At 70.0% G+C, this 17,422-nt stretch carries 12 protein-coding genes and 1 pseudogene; 4 read left to right on the top strand and 9 right to left on the bottom strand.

Annotated elements, in window-relative coordinates:
* Positions 1-62: 62 nt before the first annotated feature.
* A complete protein-coding gene (locus tag ACWD6R_RS13640) occupies positions 63-452 on the bottom strand; it encodes a GtrA family protein (RefSeq protein WP_451818844.1) in 390 nt (129 codons plus the stop codon).
* Complete coding sequence (locus tag ACWD6R_RS13635; RefSeq protein ID WP_451818843.1) at positions 449-1,405, bottom strand: glycosyltransferase family 2 protein; 957 nt, start codon at positions 1,403-1,405, stop codon at positions 449-451. The genes ACWD6R_RS13640 and ACWD6R_RS13635 overlap by 4 nt, the downstream gene beginning before the upstream one ends.
* Before the next feature lie 133 nt (positions 1,406-1,538).
* Between ACWD6R_RS13635 and ACWD6R_RS13630 the strand changes: the two are divergent.
* A pseudogene (locus tag ACWD6R_RS13630) lies at positions 1,539-2,086 on the top strand (YfhO family protein); the annotation flags it as partial.
* A 222-nt stretch (positions 2,087-2,308) separates the two neighbouring features.
* Here ACWD6R_RS13630 and ACWD6R_RS13625 read toward each other — a convergent pair.
* The 4 genes from ACWD6R_RS13625 to ACWD6R_RS13610 all read right to left on the bottom strand — a co-directional run bounded on the left by ACWD6R_RS13625 (position 2,309) and on the right by ACWD6R_RS13610 (position 8,106).
* Positions 2,309-3,145 (bottom strand): glycoside hydrolase domain-containing protein, encoded by an 837-nt coding sequence (locus ACWD6R_RS13625; protein WP_451818842.1) that lies wholly within the window; start codon positions 3,143-3,145, stop codon positions 2,309-2,311.
* Between the two features lie 388 nt (positions 3,146-3,533).
* Positions 3,534-5,066 (bottom strand): protein kinase domain-containing protein, encoded by a 1,533-nt coding sequence (locus ACWD6R_RS13620; RefSeq protein WP_451818841.1) that lies wholly within the window; start codon positions 5,064-5,066, stop codon positions 3,534-3,536.
* Positions 5,063-5,764: a hypothetical protein gene (locus tag ACWD6R_RS13615; protein ID WP_451818840.1), complete on the bottom strand. Its 702-nt coding sequence runs from the start codon at positions 5,762-5,764 to the stop codon at positions 5,063-5,065. Before ACWD6R_RS13615 ends, ACWD6R_RS13620 begins: the two co-directional genes overlap by 4 nt.
* Positions 5,765-5,919: 155 nt before the next feature.
* Entirely contained in the window at positions 5,920-8,106 is a 2,187-nt protein-coding gene (locus tag ACWD6R_RS13610; RefSeq protein WP_451818839.1) for an N-6 DNA methylase, read from the bottom strand.
* Between the two features lie 225 nt (positions 8,107-8,331).
* Here ACWD6R_RS13610 and ACWD6R_RS13605 point away from each other — a divergent pair, with 225 nt between their 5' ends.
* Complete coding sequence (locus ACWD6R_RS13605; RefSeq protein ID WP_451818838.1) at positions 8,332-9,165, top strand: DUF4190 domain-containing protein; 834 nt, start codon at positions 8,332-8,334, stop codon at positions 9,163-9,165.
* 38 nt (positions 9,166-9,203) lie between these two features.
* On the top strand, positions 9,204-9,935 hold the full coding sequence (locus tag ACWD6R_RS13600) for a hypothetical protein (RefSeq protein WP_451818837.1): 732 nt from the start codon (positions 9,204-9,206) through the stop codon (positions 9,933-9,935).
* 151 nt (positions 9,936-10,086) lie between these two features.
* Here the strand turns inward: ACWD6R_RS13600 and ACWD6R_RS13595 are convergent, their stop codons facing one another.
* Positions 10,087-11,061 carry a HEAT repeat domain-containing protein gene (locus ACWD6R_RS13595; RefSeq protein WP_451818836.1) on the bottom strand — a complete coding sequence of 325 codons (975 nt, stop codon included), beginning with the start codon at positions 11,059-11,061 and terminating at the stop codon, positions 10,087-10,089.
* Between the two features lie 108 nt (positions 11,062-11,169).
* Entirely contained in the window at positions 11,170-11,952 is a 783-nt protein-coding gene (locus tag ACWD6R_RS13590; protein WP_451818835.1) for an HNH endonuclease family protein, read from the bottom strand.
* A 268-nt stretch (positions 11,953-12,220) separates the two neighbouring features.
* Here ACWD6R_RS13590 and ACWD6R_RS13585 point away from each other — a divergent pair, with 268 nt between their 5' ends.
* Positions 12,221-13,660, top strand: a complete 1,440-nt coding sequence (locus ACWD6R_RS13585; protein WP_451818834.1) for an ATP-binding protein — start codon at positions 12,221-12,223, stop codon at positions 13,658-13,660.
* A gap of 78 nt (positions 13,661-13,738) precedes the next feature.
* Here the strand turns inward: ACWD6R_RS13585 and mfd are convergent, their stop codons facing one another.
* Positions 13,739-17,263: a transcription-repair coupling factor gene (gene mfd, locus ACWD6R_RS13580; protein ID WP_451818833.1), complete on the bottom strand. Its 3,525-nt coding sequence runs from the start codon at positions 17,261-17,263 to the stop codon at positions 13,739-13,741.
* Positions 17,264-17,422: the final 159 nt, after the last annotated feature.

The raw sequence follows: 17,422 nt of genomic DNA, 5'->3' as shown, positions 1-17,422 counted from the left end.
GGGCGTGATCCCGGCCACTGATTCGACCAACGATTCGGGAGGAGTTGGGGATGTGGGCCTGTTCACCGCCCCTCCATGGCCGTTTCCGGCCGCAGCATGATCGCGCGGGAGACCACGAACGTGATCGGGATGGCCGCCACCGCCGCGACCAGCGGTGCGTAACGGCTGCTGAATCCGGCGAGGTCGATCAGCAGCCAGACGCCCCCGGTCGTGATGGTGAAATTGGCGGCGTTGGTCAGCGGGAAGAGCAGGAACTTCCGCCAGGTGGGGCGGGTCCGGTAGGTGAAGTACGAGTTCAGCAGGAACGAGCCGGTCATGCTCGACGCGAACGCGATCACATGCGCGGCCAGATACGGCAGCCTGGTCAGCAGGGCCAGATAGCAGCCGTAGTACGTACCGGTATTCACGACGCCGACGAGTGCGAAGCGGATCATCTGCGCCCGGACCGTCATCGGCGTACGAACTCCCGGTCCTGCTGATTCGGTACGGCGGTATTGCTGGCCTTCACCAGGAAGTGCGGACGCCGCTTCACCTCGTAGTAGATGCGGCCGACGTACTCACCGACCACACCCACTATCACCATCTGTACCCCGGCAAGAGCCGTGACCACGACGATGAGCGTGACATAGCCGGGCGTGTCCACGCCTTTCAACAGGGCGAATCCAACGATCCAGGCGGCATAGGCGAGGGCGACGGACATCAGTACCATGCCCAGGTATAACGCGGCGCGCAGTGGCTTGTTGTTGAACGAGAGCAGCCCGTCGAGTCCGTAGTTGAGGAGCTTCCCGAAGGTCCAGGCGGAGCTGCCCTGCTCGCGGACGGCATTCTCGTAACCGAAGGTCGTCGTCGGGAATCCGACCCAGGCGAACAGTCCCTTGGAGAACCGGTTGCACTCGGTGAGTTCGAGGACGGCGTCGACGGTACGCCGGGACAGCAGCCGGAAGTCGCCGACGCCGTCGACCAGTTCCACGTCCACCAGGCGATTGATCAGCCAGTAGTAGGCGCGGGCACCGAGGGTACGGGTGAGACGGTCGCCCTTGCGGGTGCGGCGGGCGATGACCTGGTCGTAGCCGTGGGCGTGCTCGTCCAGCATGCGGCCGATGAGCTCCGGCGGGTGCTGGAGGTCGGCGTCCATGATGACGACCGCGTCGCCGTCGGCGTGCTGGAGGCCGGCGAGCATGGCGGCCTCCTTGCCGAAGTTCCGGCTGAAGGAGAGGTAGCGGGTCCGCGGGTCGGCGGCGGCCAGCTCCTCCAGAACCGGAAGCGTGCGGTCCACGCTGCCGTCATCGACGTAGACCAGCTGGAAATCATGCCCCAGCCGCGCCATCTGCTCCGTGACACGCGCATGGAAGCGTCCGAGGATCTCCTCCTCGTTGAAACAAGGCACCACCAGCGAGATCAGCACGGGAGTAACTCACCCTGTCGTTCAGTCAGATATATATGCGTCACATGGATAGTGAGCAACCATTACGTGAATTGAACTATGGAGGAAACACTTCGACACTGTTCACTCGCCCGTGGCTGCCATATTCCTCCGTATGCCGACCTTCCGCCCGCGCACGGCCGCAGCCGAACTCGCCGCACTGATCACCGCCGTCACCGTGTGCGCGGGCGATGCGGCGGCCCGCAGCTTTCCGTTCGGGCCGCACACCAGGAGTGTCAATGACCTCGGAAATCAGTTCGTTCCGTTCCACATCCGGCTCTGGGACCTGCTGCACGGAAACGCCGACGGCGGGCTGTTCCTGAATTGGTCGTCCGGATACGGGACCAGCTTCCTGCGGGCCTCGGCACCTATCTGACCAGCCTGTTCGCGCTGCTCGTCGGGGTCTTTCCGCGGGACCGCACCGACCTCGCGGTGTACGTGCTGACGGTCCTGAAGATGGCGTCGGCGGCGGCGCTGATGGCCCTGCTGCTGACACTGCGCAGCGGGCGCCGGTGGGCGGCGGGGGTGCTCGGTGGTTCGTACGCGCTGTGCGGCTGGTCGGTCGTCGAGGCGTCGTACAACCCGATGTGGCTGGACGGCCTGGTCGCGCTGCCGCTGCTCTGCCTGGCCGGGGAGCGGTCCCGGACGGGGCGGCACCGGATCGCCGCACCCCGCATCGCCGGCTGGAGCTGCCAGGGCCGCCCCGCCGACAGCCATCCGGGCCTGGTCTCCACCCCGGTCCCCGCCCACGGCACCGCCGTCGACTGCTCGTTCCGGCCACCCGGCCTGCGGGCGGGTACGGCGGTCGGCGCGGGCGCGGTGCTCGCCCTGCTGGCGACAGGGGTGTGGGGGGCGCGGCGGCGATGCGACCCGGCCCCGCAGTAGCTAGCCGGCCACGATCGCGACCGGGGCGTCCCAGGCGTTCCGGTCGATCGTGAGCGTGCCCCCGGTGTGCGTCACCTTCTTGTTGACGGCGTACTGGTGGCCGCGGCGGTGCCCGGTGTACAGCGTCGAGGCGTACGGATAGCCCTTGGTGGTGGAGTACACGTCGTCGTAGCGGGCGTACCAGAGGATCTCCGGCAGGTCCGTGCGGTTCGTGGCGTTGGCCACGACGGCGGCACTGGAGTTGCTGAAGCCGTAGAAGCCGGACCAGTACCCCTTGGCCTTGACCGTCTTGTCGAACGCCCGGATATAGGTGAGCACCGTGTTCACGCAGGAGGTGTTCTTCGGGTCGAAGTACTCCATGTCGAGGTAGACGGGGCTGCCCGGCTTCATGCCGAGCGCGGCCTCCTTCGCCACGGCGTCGTTGGCGTCGGTGACGGCCAGTGAGGCGGCGTTGGTGGCGGTCATCTTCTCGGGGTTGGCGCTCGTCTGGCACGGCGGCTGCGCGCCGACGTACAGCGGGACCAGCTTCCACCCGGTTGCGCTGACGGACTTCACCCAGGACGCGGTGAGATTGGGCTGCGCGCAGCCGCGGTTCTTCCCGCCGACGTACACGGCGGCACCGTGGTAGACGGAGGAGCTGTACCAGCCCTTCATGGTGGTCAGCGACGGCGCAGTGCAGGTGTCGAAGACAGGCCCGGTGTAGATCTTCGGCGCGGGCCTGGAGACGGTGGTGGCGGTGGCGGCCTCGGCGGCGAACGCGCCACCGGCGAGAACGGCGACGCCGGCCACGGCCAGGGAGATACGGCGACGCTTCTTGGATATGCGGTGAGAAGGCACAGAGACCTCGACAGTGCTCGGAAGAAGTGTGAGGCCGACGGGGCAGGCGGGTCGTCAGCCGCCCCGGCGGCAGATCACGGTCTCATGTCGCGGTCGGCGGTTCGCCGACGAATGAGGCATTCCGTACAGCCATTACAGAAATTTGGCGTGCTCATTGCCTTCACCGCCTACGTCGGGGCCCGTCGGCCCTCTCCAGGCGAGCGCCAGACCTCGGCTCTGCCGGTTCCTACGCCGGCGCTACGAGCCATGGCGGAGCCATGGTGATTGACGACAACGCCGCGAGGTGCGTGCCCCAGCCCCGTGACGCCGCCCCCCAATTACCGGTCGGTCTCAGCACCCCGGACCGGCTGGAGATCTCCCCCCTCTGCCGGTCCCTGGTAGGTCCCCGTCAGCCGCCGCGGACCTGCAGCTGCCGGTCGAGCTGGCGGCGCAGCTCCACCGGCAGCGGATGGTGCGGCCCGTACATCCGCTCGGTGTCGTGGAGCAGTGCCTGAAGCTGACCGCGCGCCGCCGCATGGTCACCGACCGCGAGCAGCAGATACCCGATGCGCTGACGGATCTCGAAGGACCGTGCCGGGTTGTTGCCCGTCGCGTACTGGTTCTCGTAGTACGGCAGGACCGACCGGTACTCCGCGAGCGCGGCCGCCGGTTCGCCCAGCTGTTCCAGGCAGTGCGCCGCGTCGTAGCGGTACTGCAGCGTCTGCGTGTCGGCCGGTCCGGCCTCCACCGCGCGGTCGTCGGCGAGGCGCCGCAGTTCGGGCAGGGCGCGGCGATACTGCCCGTCGTCCATCAGGGTCGCCGCGTACTGCTTGCGCAGGATGCGGACCACCGGCGAACCCTCGCCGTGCTGCTCGGCGGCGGCCGGGAGAATGCCGCCGAGGATGTCCACGGCCTGGGTGATCCGGCCCTGCCCGAGCAGCTGCTTGACCTCGTCGACCGCGGCTGCGACATCGGGTTTCGGGGCCACCGGCGCGGGCTGCGCGGCGGGCGGGGTGGTGACGCGGTCGGGCCACGGTGCGTGCGGCCGCAGGAACGGGCGGGTCGGGTCGAGCGGGCCGGTCGGCAGCCCTGTGCCGCTCGACGGAAGGAGCGGGGTGAGGTGTTCGTACACCTCCTGGGCGCTCGCCGGTCGGTGCTGCGGGTCCTTGGCGAGGAGCCGCAGCACGAGCGATTCGAGGGCTTCCGGGATCTCGGGCCGGATCTGACGGACCGGGAGCGGCGGCTCGTAGAGGTGGCGGTGCAGCACCCCGAGGGCGGTGGAGCCGGCGAACGGCACATCCCCACTGAGCAGTTCGTGGAGGAGCACGCCGAGCGCGTACAGATCGGTGTACGGGCCGACGGCGCCTCCCATCGCCTGCTCGGGCGCCATGTAGGCGGGCGAACCGATCGGCGTACCGGTGTGGGTGAGGCGGGTGGTGTCGCTGTCCAGGACGGAGGCGACGCCCAGGTCGAGGACGGTGACCGTGCCGTCCGGACGCACCATCAGATTGCGGGGTTTGAGGTCGCGGTGGACGATCGGCACGGCGTGCACGGCGGAGAGCGCGGCGCAGAGCTGGGCGGCGACGGCGACGGACCACTGCCAGGGGTACGGGTCATGCTCGGCGAGATGGTCGGCGAGGTCGGAGCCCTCGACGTACTGCATGACGAGGAACAGGTCGTCGCCGTCGCTGCCCGCGTCATGGACGGTGACCAGACCCGGGTGGTCGACCTGGGCGGTGACCCGGCACTCGCGGACGAACCGGCGCCGCAGCTCGTCGACCGCGTCGCTGCCGGTGGGACCCGCGACCCGGTCGGGCCGGAGCAGTTTCACCGCGACCCGGCGGTCGAGGCGCTGGTCGTACGCCGTCCAGACCTGGCCCATGCCGCCCTGGCCGAGGATGGTCGCCAGCTCGTACCGTCCGGCGATGACGCGTCCGCTCATCGGTCCTCCTCATGACGGAGGAGGTCGCTCAGTTCGTCGAGCTCGGCACGGACCTGGTCGATGCGGTGGGGCGGGGTGGGCGCGGGTGCGTGCTGCACGGGCTGGGGGTGCGGCTGCGGCTGGGGGTGCGGCTGCGGCTGGGGGTGAGGCTGCGGCTGCGGCTGGGGGTGAGGCTGGGGGTGAGGCTGGGGGTGAGGCTGGGGGTGAGGCTGCGGCTGGGGCCGGTACTGAGGCGGCTGCGGTTGCGCGTACTGCTGAGGCCGAGGGGGCAGCGGCTGGTGCACGAGCGCGGTGGTCGTGTACCCGTACCCCGGCACCGGGGGCGGATACCCGCCGCCGAACTGCTGCTTCGTGAGCTGCTCGTAGTGGCGGATGTCCCCGTACAGGTAGTACGCGCAGGCGGCGACGATCGCCACGAGCAGCAGCGGTATGAAGAAGAAGTCGACGCCGTTGGCATCGGGGTTGGTGTCGTCCCTGCCGATGATCGGCAGGAGCACGCAGAGCAGCACGAAGCCGGCCCCGGTCAGCCACCAGTCGGACGCGCGGCGGCGCACGATCGCCAGCCGCAGCAACGGCGTCCACAGCAGCAGACCGACCGAGCCCACCGCGAGCACGACGAACAGCACACGCATCGAGACGATCCAGGCCCGGCTGGGGACCCGGCGCTGCGGCGTCGGCGGATGACCCGGGGCGTACATGGCTGCTCCTGGTACGTGGTCGTGGGGGTCCCGCGCGCACGCGTACGTACCCGTGCGGGTATGTGGACACGTGCGCGCGCAGATCTGGCAGATCTGAGCGTAAAGGGCGACACCGACAACGACCCCCGGGTTGTACGGAACCGTTGTGGTTCAGCTCACTCCGGAGTGACCGTACCGTCCGTCAGACCGTCGTACATCCCCTGGACGAGCTGTCCGCCGAGCCTGCCGGTCAGCCGGAGCGCGTCCTCGAACGCGGCCAGGGCGCGGAACCGTTCCCCGTACCGCTGCTGCTCCGCCAGTGGCAGCCGCGGCAGTTGAAGACGGCGGGCGTCGAGCCGGGTGGCGGTGGACGCATAGCTGCTGGCCTGACGGTTGTTGGCGGTGCCACGCAGGAAACCGGCGAGGAACCACGGGTCGACGGCGGCCGGATCGGGGCGCAGCAGCTGAAGGTTGCGGCCGAGCGCGGCGCCCGCGGTCACCTCGTCGATCACGCGGGCGACGGAGCCGCCGCCGAGTACGGGGACGACGACATCGCCCGGCTCGACCAGGACCGGTTCCTCGGGCGGTCCCTCGGAGCCGGCGGGGGCGGTGGGGAGTGTTCCCGAGGGGGCGGTGGAGCCGAGGACGTCGTGTTCCGTGAGCACGGGGACGGGGGTGGCCCCGGTGCCGGTGCCGGAGCCTCCGGTACGGAGGTGAAGGGCGCCCGCGCGGGCGAGTTCGCCGACGGTGGTGAGCGGCCAGTGCGCCGGTCCCGAGACGTCCGCGGGCGGCGGGGTGAGGGTCGCGGTCAGTCGCAGCGTCTCGGTGAGCCGGTCCCGTACGCGGGTGAGTTCGCCCGGTCCGCCACCGGCCGCCGGGGACGGCAGATGGCGGGCGGGGGCCAGGTCCACGTCGTCGTCGAGGAGTTCGATGACGGGGACGACCCGGCTGACGCCCGGCCGGTCCTGCCCGACCGCTTCGGCGGGGACGTCCGGCTCGGAACGGGTCCGCCCGTCGAACGGCTCCCAGGCATCCAGCACGACACTGCGCACCGCCTGCCAGTCGAGGCGGTCGCGCCCACCGGACGCGGGGGCGGATGCGGGCGCCGTGGGCGGTTCGGCGGGCTCGGCGGTGTCCACGAGCAGCAGTTCGGGCGAGGGGCGGACACCGGCGCCGGGCTTGCGGAGCACCCAGAGGTGGAGCGGGATGCCGTACGGGGGAGCCGCGCCGGCCGGGAGGGCGACGACGGCACGCAGCGCGCCGCGGCGCAGCAGATCGGCGCGGATCCGCCGGCCGGAGCGGCGTGATGCCGCAGCCGGGGGCATCAGCAGGACGGCGGTGCCGCCCTCGCGCAGATGGGCCAGGGCGTGCTGGACCCAGGCGAGTTCGGACTCCGTGCGTGCGGGGAGGCCGTACTCCCAGCGCGGGTCGTAGGCGAGCTCGTCGTGTCCCCAGTTGCGTTCGTTGAACGGCGGGTGGCAGAGCACGGCGTCGACGGTGAGCTGCGGGAACGCGTCGGCGCGCAGCGTGTCGCCGGTCCGCACGGCGAGCGCGGTGGGGTTGCGGCCGTCGGAGTGCAGGGCGAGGCGGAGGGCGCTGAGCTCGGCGAGATCCGGGTCGGCGTCCTGGGCGTACAGGGCGGCCGGACTGCTGACAGCGCACAGCAGGGCGCCGGTGCCGGTGGCTGGATCGAGGACCGTGCGGGCGGGCCGGTCGCCGGTCCGCACGAGCGCGGCCATCAGTTCGGCGAGGCCGGGCGGGGTGAGGGTGAACTGACGTGGATTGGCGGCGAGCTGACGGCCGAGGAGGAATTCAAAGGTCTGGCGGGCCCCTGTCCCGGCAGCGAGTTCGGCGGCCGCCCGCAGCAGGGGGACGGACGGGAGCAGTTCGTCGGCGGTGGGAGTGTGAACAGCCCGCTCGTATCCGGTTCCGCCGCCACCGTCGCTTCCTTCCGCACCGCCGGTGGCAGGTCCGAAGCGTGCGGTGAGCGTGCTGTTCAGGGCGAGGTGGAGCACCTTGGCCATCCGCGCGTCCGACACGGCGGTGATCTCCAGCCAGGCGGTGGGCCTGTCCCGGACGAGAAGCAGGGCGCAGCCCGTGTGCACGAGGGCGGGGACGGCGCCGGCCGGGTGTCCGGCCAGCTGCTGCCAGACTCGTTCACGAAGTGGGACTTCCGCGAGTTTCCCCTGGTCGCGGAGCCACTGTTCGACTTCGGGAAGAGCGAAGGACGGACTGGTCTCGGTGCCGCCGACCGGCTTGGGGAAGTCTGCGTGGCGGCGGCGCCAGTTGCTGACGGCGGCGCGCCCCACCCCGGCGAGCCGGGCGATTCCGGCCGCGGTCACCTCTGTCGAGTTCTCCGGCACTGGCTCTCCCTGGTCCTGATGCGTCCATACGGATCCGCGCTGCCTGCTGTGTCCGCGAGCATACCGACCCCTTCGCCCGCCACGGATTCACAGTGTGCACGAAGTCATTTTCCGTGAATCGTGTTGACTCGGTTCACAAGCTCTGCTGTTATTGACCTGTCACTACATCAGGTGGCGCAACGAACCGCTCACCACTCATCCCTGCACTTGCCGGAGGGCACAGCCATGTCCCAGTTCACGCAGCCGCCGCAGTCCCCGCAGCCCCAGCAGCCGTACGCCCCGGCCCAGACGCCCGGCCTGATCCCGGCCCGCAACGGGCTCGGCATCTCCGCGCTGATCCTCGGCATCGTCGGAGCCGTCTCGGGCCTGATCCCGTTCCTCTTCTGGCTGGCGGGCATCCTCGGCCTCATCGCCCTGATCCTCGGCCTGGTCGGCCGGGGTCGCGCCAAGCGCGGCGAGGCCACCAACAAGGGCATGGCCACGTTCGGCGCCGTCCTCGGCCTGATCGCGCTGATCCTCTCGGTGGTCGGCGCGGTGATCACCTTCAAGGCGGTGGGCGACGCGGTGAACGAACTCGACAAGGCGGTGTCGGACACCACCGCCTCCGCCCGGCCGAAGGCGGGCGGCACGGACACCGCCGAGGGCAAGGACAAGAAGAAGGACGCCGGGAAGGCGCTGGAGGCCGGCGACTCGGCCGTGTACGACGACGACCTGACGGTCACGGTCGGCGACGCGACCTCGTACACCCCCGACGCGTACGCCGCCGGTCACACGAAGGGCAACAAGGCGTACCGGATCGCGGTCGTCATCGAGAACGCGGGCAAGGAGAAGTTCGACGCGGCGCTCGTGAACGTCGAGGCGCGGGCCGGCAAGGACGGTGTGGACGCCGAGCAGATCTTCGACGGCAAGGTCGGCGAGGGCTTCAGCGGCACGGTCCTGCCCGGCAAGAAGGTCACCGTCCAGTTCGCCTTCGACGCCCCGGCGGACGCGAAGAACCTGACGGTCGAGGTCAACCCCGGCTTCACGTACGACGCCACCCAGTGGGACCTCACGCTCTGATCCCGCCCCTCCCCCTCCCCCCAGGACGGAGCCCGCCCATGCGCCCCCCAGCCGGCATCGCCGCAACCGCTCTCCGCACCGCGACGGCGTCCCTCTGCGCGGTCACCGCCCTGGGAGTCACGGCCTGCGACACGGTGTTCGCCCAGCAGCAGGACCCCGCGCCGTTCGCCCGGCTCAGCGGCCCCGAGGTCGTCAACAAGGCCCTCTCGGCGACCCGGGCGGCCAAGTCGGTACGTATCGCCGTCGCGACGAACTCGCCGGACGGCGCCCCGGTCCAGGCGTACGTCGCCACCGACATCAGGGGTGAGTGCACAGTCACCCTGTCCATGGGCGCGGCGGGCACGATGCAGCTGGTCAGAACCGGCGGCACGGTCTACACCCAGTCCGACGAGGCGATGCTGCGGGCGGCGGACGCGGGCCGATCCCGCACCACGGTGGACACCGAGGTCAAGAAACTGACGGGCCGCTGGGTGAAGGCACGCCCCTCCGACCGGTACACGGCGGAGGCCCTGAGCTACTGCGACCGGAAGGGGTTCCTCGGCCGCCTGGCGGGGAACAACGCCACCGCCCACAAGGGCCGGGCGACCACGGTCGGCTCCACGCCCGCGCTGTCCCTCACCGGCACGGCGGGCCGGGGGACATGGACGGCGGCGGTCGCCACGGCGGGCCGGCCCCACATCCTGAAGCTGGGCTTCAGCACCGGAACCCCGGTCACGGTCGAGTTCTCCGAGTTCGACAAGCCGTTCACGGTGAAGAGACCGGCCGTCTGACACCTGAGGAACCCGCCCGCCCGGGCGGGTTCCCGCTGCGTTCAGATGCCGTGCCGCACCCACAGAACGCCTGCGAGAGACCGAGGACGACCTCACGGCCGCCAGAGCCGGACTCCGGCGCGCCATGCGGTCCGTACCCCCACGCCGACTTCTATGAGGCCCAACCGGCGCGACCGAGGAGGTCGGCCGCTGCCATCCTGACATTCGGGTTCTCATCGTGCAGGAGCGCACGGGCTGCGGAACCGTATGCAGCCTCGTCGTCGGTGACCTGCAGCAGATAGACCATGGCTCGTCGTCTGACCCAGTGGTCCGGATCGCTCAGCGCCTGCGCAAGTGCCGCTGCCGCCCCCCTGTACAGATCTGCCAGAGTCTTCGCTGCCTCCATACGGACTCCGCGGTCGGGATCGTCGGCGAGGGCCGCGAGCAGCGCGTCCCGGGCACGACTGCCCAGCGGATGACGACCGCCCAAGGTGTAGGCGGCAGCAAGTCGCTCGCAGACAGAATCCGACTCAGCCAGTTGGTCAATGAGTTCCTCATTGCTGCCCTGGGACTGGCCGCTGAAGTCAGGAGGAAGCCTCCCCTCCGGCAGCCCGTCCAGCCAGTGCTCGTACCAGCCGAGAAAGTCCGGCTGATGGTGGAACACCGGGGGCGTGGCCAGGTCTCCGAGGTTGGCGTCGAGGAGTCGGCCTCGGGCGGGCCCGGTAATGACCAGCAATGTCATCTCCAGACAGCCCCGGTGGACGACGAGATGGGTTCCCGCGCACGGATCATCCTGATCAGCACAGAGGCGCGCCCACTCCTCGGGTACACAGCCGGTCGGATCCAACGCGAAGGTCCGCCCCAGTCGCTGGCGGGCATCAGGGATGTCACGGATGTTCCAGCGGGTGAGCGGCAGAAGCCCGCAGTCGGGGCCTATGCCTCCGTTGCCGACCTCGCGCAGGAATGTGCGATATGCGGAGGGGAGGCGGATGCCATGAACCGTCTCGAAGGCTGCCACCCGCTGCTCGCTGAGCGGGAGACCCAGCCGTCGCCCGCCAGGTGCTCGCACGAAGGTCCGCGGACGAGGAACCGGCTCCGAGCACGCTGCGGACAGCTTGGCGTGAATGCGGGCGACTATGTCGTCCATGGGCGCTTCTTCTCAGATGCAGCGACACCCTGCGTGTGCTGCTTTCGCCGACATCCTAAGCGGAGGCGGCCCAGGAGCAAGCGCGCCGCCTGTCAGTTCCGTTCTGCCTCAACTGCCGCACTGCCTCAGCATCATCTGCTTGTCCGCCACAGTCACAGGCAGCTCGTACTTGAGAGAGACCTGAGCGAACCGTACCGAGTACGAGCAACGGATCTGCTTGTTCGGCGGCAGCCAGGACGCCGGACCGGAATCGCCCTTGGAGCCGTTGGTGGGTCCGTCGACCGGGATGAGATTGAGGGGGTCGTTGGCTATCTGCTGCCGCTTCGCCTCGGGCCAGCGGGCGGCGCCCATCTGCCAGTCGTACGACAGCGGCATGACGTGGTCGATCTGGACCTTCGTCGCCTGCTGCTTGCGCCAGTCGATGGTCGAGCCGGTGTACGGATCCTTGAGGGTCATCGACACGACCACGCAGTCCGAACCGGAGCGGAACTTCACGTCCTGGCCGTCCCTGGCGAGCAGGTCGTTACGGGTGTCGCAGCCGTTTCTCGCGAGCGGTATCCCGTCGACCGAGTCCTTCCAGGCGTACCCGAACTTGTCCCGCGCGTAACCGGTCTTCGGTCCGCGCCCCTTCGTCGCCACCTTCTCGATGATCTTCCGGCCGGCCGCCTTGTCCGCCTCGGAGGCGAGGGGGGCGAGCCCCGGCTTCGTACCGTCGGCATTGTCGAGCGGACTGGCCCCGAACCCGGTGACGGCCGGTCCGCCGCCCTCCGCCCCGCTGCCCTTCTGCCCGGAGCCGGAGGCCGTCTGCTCGGGGTCGCAGCCGGCCAGGGCCAGCACGGCCGCCACGCTGAGGGCGGGCAGCATCACTCGGTACGTACGGGGAGATATCACTCGAAGCCGTCCTGACGGGAAGAAAGCCGAACCTGGGAATCGTACGGATGTCTTCCCCCCACGAGGCATGCACACGTCCACGGTTCGGGCGGATGCGGCCTGAATCACACGCCGGTCGAGCCGCCGGGCCACGGCGGGTCGCCGCCGGGGGCCACAGCCTGTTCACCGATGCCCTCGGCCATCGGGCGACGTAACATACATCTATGTACGTTACGTCAATGTATGATTCACTCATACGCGCTCTCTGAAAGGTCCGGAAGGTAGACGCATGGGCTTCTACGGCCGTCAACGCACGCTCGCCGATCTGGAACGCCGCATACTGCGCATCCGGGAGTCCGGAACGGGACAGCTGCTCGCCGTACGCGGGCGCCGGCAGGTGGGAAAATCCCGGCTCTTCACACGCTTCGTCGAGCAGTCGGGGCTGCCCTACCTCTACTTCTCCGCAGTGAAGAACGCACCGCCTGCCACCCAGCTCCAGACCCTCACAGCCGAGCTGCACACCTCGACGACCCCGCTCGCCGATGCCGATTCACTCTTCTCCGCTCCCCCCAGCGACTGGCGGGACGCACTGGGCAGGATCGCCGTCGCATGCCGCAGCACCCCCTCCGTCGTCGTCATCGACGAGTTCCCGTGGGCCGCCGCGGCGGATCCGGCCCTGGAGGGGCAGCTCCAGAACGCCTGGGACCGCCAGCTGGAGAACACCCCCGTTCTCTTTGTGCTGATCGGCTCCGACGTCGCAATGATGGAGCGGCTGACCGAGCACGACAGGCCGCTCTACGGCCGGGCCAGGAGCACCACCATCGCCCCCTTCGACCCCGCCGAATGCGCGGAGGCCCTGGGCAGCGGCGGGGACCCGCTGACTGCTTTCGATACCGCGCTCATCACCGGGGGCTACCCACGCCTCGTGCTGGACCGCGCACGCGCGCGCAGCACGAAGGCGTTCGTGCACGAACAGCTCGGTGATGAGAACAGCGATCTGGCTGTGATGGGGCAGCGGTCCCTCGACGCCGAATTCCCCGACGCACAGCAGGCGCGGCGCGTCCTGTCCGCGATGGGAGGTACCGATATCGGAGTCAGCACCTTCACCCAGGTCGTCGGAAGGCTTCCCGAGGAAGGAAGCACCGCGCACACAGCGGTCACCAGGGCCATAAAGGTGCTCGCCGACAAGGGGGTGGTCAGCATCGACGTACCAGTGGGCGCGCCCGCGAACAGCAGGCTGCGGCGCTACCGCATCGACGACCCGTATCTGCGCTTCTGGTTCCGTTTCGTCGAGGAACAGCAGGCCCACATCGCCCGTGGCCGGGCGGACATCGCCCGCGCCGCCTTCGACCGGGGCTGGCCGAGCTGGCGGGGCCGCGCCATCGAGCCACTCGTCCACGAGGCGGTGTACCGGCTCAGCCCCGAGCTGCCGGGGCTGGAGGACGCCGGGCAGGTGGGAAGTTGGTGGAACCGCGACAACAGCCAGGAGTACGACATCGTCGTCCCCGCCGCCTCGGGGAAGCGCACGCTCCTCCTCGGCTCGGTCAAGTGGCGTGAGACCAAGCGCTTCAGCGACCGTGAGCTCTCCCGTCTCGCCGAGGCCCGGTCCGCCGTACCGGGCGCGTCGGCGGCCCCTCTGCTGGCGGTGTGCCCGGCAGGGGTCGAGGACGGCGTACGCCCGGACCTGACACTCACTCCTGCGGATCTGCTGGCCGCCTGGCGCGCATGAGGAGTTCTTCTCCGAGACGTTGCTCCATTGCGCACGCAGTGGCACCCGATCCCACGCCCGTCACGCCGGTCGCGTTCCTCACGATCCCAGGATCGTCGTGAGGAACTCCCCCGTCCACGCCAGCAGTTCGCGGCCCACGACCGGCTTGCCGCCGATCTTGCCGGTGGTCGGGCGAGGGACCAGGATCTGGTGGAGAGCCGGCTTGATCACCGTCTTCGGGTAGAGGCGCTTCAGGCGCAGCTCCTGCGACTCGCGCAGCTCCACCGGGGCGAACCTGATGTTCGGGCCCTGGAGCACGATGTCACCGACGCCGCAGGCGCGGGCCAGCATGCGCAGGCCCGCGACCAGGAGGAGGTTCTCGACCGGCTCCGGGAGCTTGCCGTAGCGGTCGGTGAGTTCCTCGCGGACCGCCTTGATGTCGTCCTCCGTGGTGGCGGACGCGATCGCGCGGTACGCCTGGAGGCGCAGCCGCTCGCCAGGGGCGTAGTCGTGCGGAACGTGTGCGTCGACCGGGAGCTCGATCTTGACCTCCAGCGGCGGCTCCTCCTCGACGCCGCCTTCGAGCGAGGCCCGGTAGTCGGCGACGGCCTCGCCGACCATGCGTACGTACAGGTCGAAGCCGACGCCCGCGATATGGCCGGACTGTTCGCCGCCCAGAAGGTTTCCGGCGCCGCGGATCTCGAGGTCCTTCATCGCCACGTACATGCCCGCGCCCATCTCGGTGTGCTGGGCGATCGTGGCCAGGCGCTCGTGGGCCGTCTCGGTGAGCGGCTTCTCCGGCGGGTACAGGAAGTACGCGTAACCGCGCTCGCGGCCACGGCCGACGCGGCCGCGCAGCTGGTGGAGCTGGGAGAGGCCGAAGTTGTCGCCGCGCTCCACGATCAGCGTGTTGGCGTTGGAGATGTCGATGCCGGACTCGACGATCGTCGTGGAGACCAGGACGTCGAACTTCTTCTCCCAGAAGTCCACGACCACCTGCTCCAGCGCGTGTTCCGACATCTGGCCGTGGGCGGTCGCGATCCGCGCCTCGGGAACGATCTCGCGCAGGCGCGCGGCCGCTCGGTCGATGGACTCGACACGGTTGTGGATGTAGAACGCCTGCCCCTCACGCAGCAGTTCACGCCGGATGGCCGCGCCGATCTGCTTCTCCTCGTACGGGCCGACGAAGGTCAGGACCGGGTGGCGCTCCTCGGGAGGTGTGGTGATCGTCGACATCTCACGGATGCCGGTGACGGCCATCTCGAGCGTACGGGGGATCGGCGTCGCGGACATGGTGAGGACGTCGACGTTGGCCCGGAGCTTCTTCAGCTGCTCCTTGTGCTCGACGCCGAAGCGCTGCTCCTCGTCGACGATGACCAGGCCCAGGTCCTTGAACTTCGTCGAGAACAGGCGGTGCGTGCCGATGACCAGGTCGACGGAGCCCTCGCGCAGCCCCTCCAGAGTCGCCTTCGACTCGGTGTCGGACTGGAAGCGGCTCAGCGCCCTCACGTTGACCGGGAATTGGGAGTAGCGCTCGGTGAACGTGCCGTGGTGCTGCTGGACGAGGAGCGTGGTGGGGACGAGGACGGCGACCTGCTTGCCGTCCTGGACCGCCTTGAATGCGGCGCGCACCGCGATCTCCGTCTTGCCGTAGCCGACGTCGCCGCAGATCAGCCGGTCCATCGGGACGGACTTCTCCATGTCCTCCTTGACCTCGGCGATCGTGGTGAGCTGGTCCGGCGTCTCCGCGTACGGGAAGGCGTCCTCCAGCTCGCGCTGCCACGGGGTGTCGGGGCCGAAGACATGGCCGGGCGCCGCCATCCGCGCCGAGTACAGCTTGATCAGGTCGGCGGCGATCTCCTTGACGGCCTTCTTGGCGCGTGCCTTGGTCTTCGTCCAGTCGGCGCCGCCGAGCCGGTGCAGGGTGGGCGCCTCGCCACCGACGTACTTGGTGACCTGCTCCAGCTGGTCGGTCGGGATGTAGAGGCGGTCGCCGGGCTGGCCGCGCTTGGCGGGGGCGTACTCGACGAGGAGGTACTCGCGGGTGGCGCCCTGCACCGTGCGCTGCACCATCTCGATGTAGCGGCCGACGCCGTGCTGCTCGTGGACGATGTAGTCGCCCGTCTCCAGCGTCAGCGGGTCGATGGTCTTGCGGCGGCGGGCCGGCATCCGGCCGAGGTCCTTGGTCGCGGTGCGCTGACCGGTCAGGTCCGTCTCGGTGAGTACGGCGAGTTTCAGCGCCGGGTCGACGAAGCCGTAGTCGATCGCGCCGCACGACACATGGACGACGGACGGCGAGAGCTCCGCCAGGTCCGGGTCGAGGCGGGCCGGGATGCCTTCGCCGGCGAGCACCTCGACGGTACGGGTCGCGAGCCCCTGCCCCTCGGTGACGTACACCGTGCGCCAGCCGTCGGCGAGCCAGCCCTTGGTGTCGGCGAGCGCACGGGCGGTGTCGCCGCGGTAGGACTCCGGGGCGTGCATCGTGAGCTTCAGGGTGTCTTCGTCGGGCTCGGCGTCGGCGGCGAACGGGGAGACCGACCACCACATCATGTCCAGCTCACGGGCCCGGTCACGGACGTCCGCGATGCCCCGCAAGGAGGCGGCGCCGACATCGATCGGCGCCTCGCCACCACCGGCGGTCGCCGCCCACGACGCCTGGAGGAACTCCTGGCTGGTGGCGACCAGGTCCGCCGCCCTGGTGCGGACCCGCTCCGGGTCGCAGACCAGCGCCATCGAACCCTTCGGCAACACGTCGAGCAGCAGCTCCATGTCGTCGACGAGGACCGGGGCAAGGGACTCCATGCCCTCCACCGCGATCCCCTCGGCGATCTTGCCGAGCAGCTCGCCCAGCTCCGGGTGCTGTTCGGCGAGGGCGGCGGCCCGTTCGCGCACCTGGTCGGTGAGCAGGAGCTCGCGGCAGGGCGGCGCCCAGAGGCCGTGCTCGGCGATCTCCAGCGACCGCTGGTCGGCGATCTTGAAGTACCGGATCTCCTCGACGTCGTCGCCCCAGAACTCCACCCGGAGGGGGTGCTCCTCGGTCGGCGGAAAGACGTCCAGGATGCCGCCGCGGACAGCGAACTCGCCGCGCTTCTCGACCAGTTCGACCCTGGAGTACGCGGCCGCCGCAAGCGCCTCCACGGTCTCGCCGAGATCGGCGCTCTGGCCGATGCGCAGCGCCACGGGCTCCAGGTCCCCGAGCCCCTTGACCTGCGGCTGCAGCACGGACCGCACCGGCGCGACGACCACGCTGACCGGCCCGGTCTCCGGGTCGTCGGCCCTCGGGTGCGCGAGGCGGCGCAGCACGGCGAGGCGGCGGCCGACCGTGTCCGAACGCGGCGAGAGCCGCTCGTGCGGCAGGGTCTCCCAGGACGGGAACTCGGCGATGGTGTCCGGGGGCAGCAGTGTCCGCAGGGCGGCGGCCAGGTCCTCGGCCTCCCGCCCGGTCGCGGTCACGGCGAGCACGGTCCGCCCGGCCTCGCGGGCCAGTGCGGCCACGGCGAAGGGGCGGGCGGCCGCCGGGCCGACGAGGTCGACATGCATCCGGTGACCGTCGGTGGCGGCCTTCACCGCTTCGGCGAGCGCCGGGTCACGTACGACGACATCCAGCAGACCGTGCAGGCTCATGAAGGGCTTCCGTCCGGGTAACGAGGGAGATTCCAGCAGCCGGCTGCTGCCAGGGGGCAACACGAAGGGCCCGACACGTATCACGGGCCGGGGGTTCCAGCGTACGACGCCGGTGTGTCACCCGCGCGAGGGAACGCCGTTGCCGTGCGGTGAGACCGG

The sequence above is a fragment of the Streptomyces sp. NPDC005151 genome (assembly GCF_053599875.1).
Note: the sequence above shows the minus strand (reverse complement) of the source record. Positions and strands in the feature narration are given on the sequence as shown.

Bases quoted from the DNA above. Each gene is read 5' to 3' on its own strand.
- ACWD6R_RS13640 (WP_451818844.1), bottom strand. From the start codon at position 452: ATGACGGTCCGGGCGCAGATGATCCGCTTCGCACTCGTCGGCGTCGTG.
- ACWD6R_RS13620 (WP_451818841.1), bottom strand. From the start codon at position 5,066: ATGAGCGGACGCGTCATCGCCGGACGGTACGAGCTGGCGACCATCCTC.
- ACWD6R_RS13615 (WP_451818840.1), bottom strand. From the start codon at position 5,764: ATGTACGCCCCGGGTCATCCGCCGACGCCGCAGCGCCGGGTCCCCAGC.
- ACWD6R_RS13605 (WP_451818838.1), top strand. From the start codon at position 8,332: ATGTCCCAGTTCACGCAGCCGCCGCAGTCCCCGCAGCCCCAGCAGCCG.
- ACWD6R_RS13600 (WP_451818837.1), top strand. From the start codon at position 9,204: ATGCGCCCCCCAGCCGGCATCGCCGCAACCGCTCTCCGCACCGCGACG.
- ACWD6R_RS13595 (WP_451818836.1), bottom strand. From the start codon at position 11,061: ATGGACGACATAGTCGCCCGCATTCACGCCAAGCTGTCCGCAGCGTGC.
- ACWD6R_RS13585 (WP_451818834.1), top strand. From the start codon at position 12,221: ATGGGCTTCTACGGCCGTCAACGCACGCTCGCCGATCTGGAACGCCGC.
- mfd (WP_451818833.1), bottom strand. From the start codon at position 17,263: ATGAGCCTGCACGGTCTGCTGGATGTCGTCGTACGTGACCCGGCGCTC.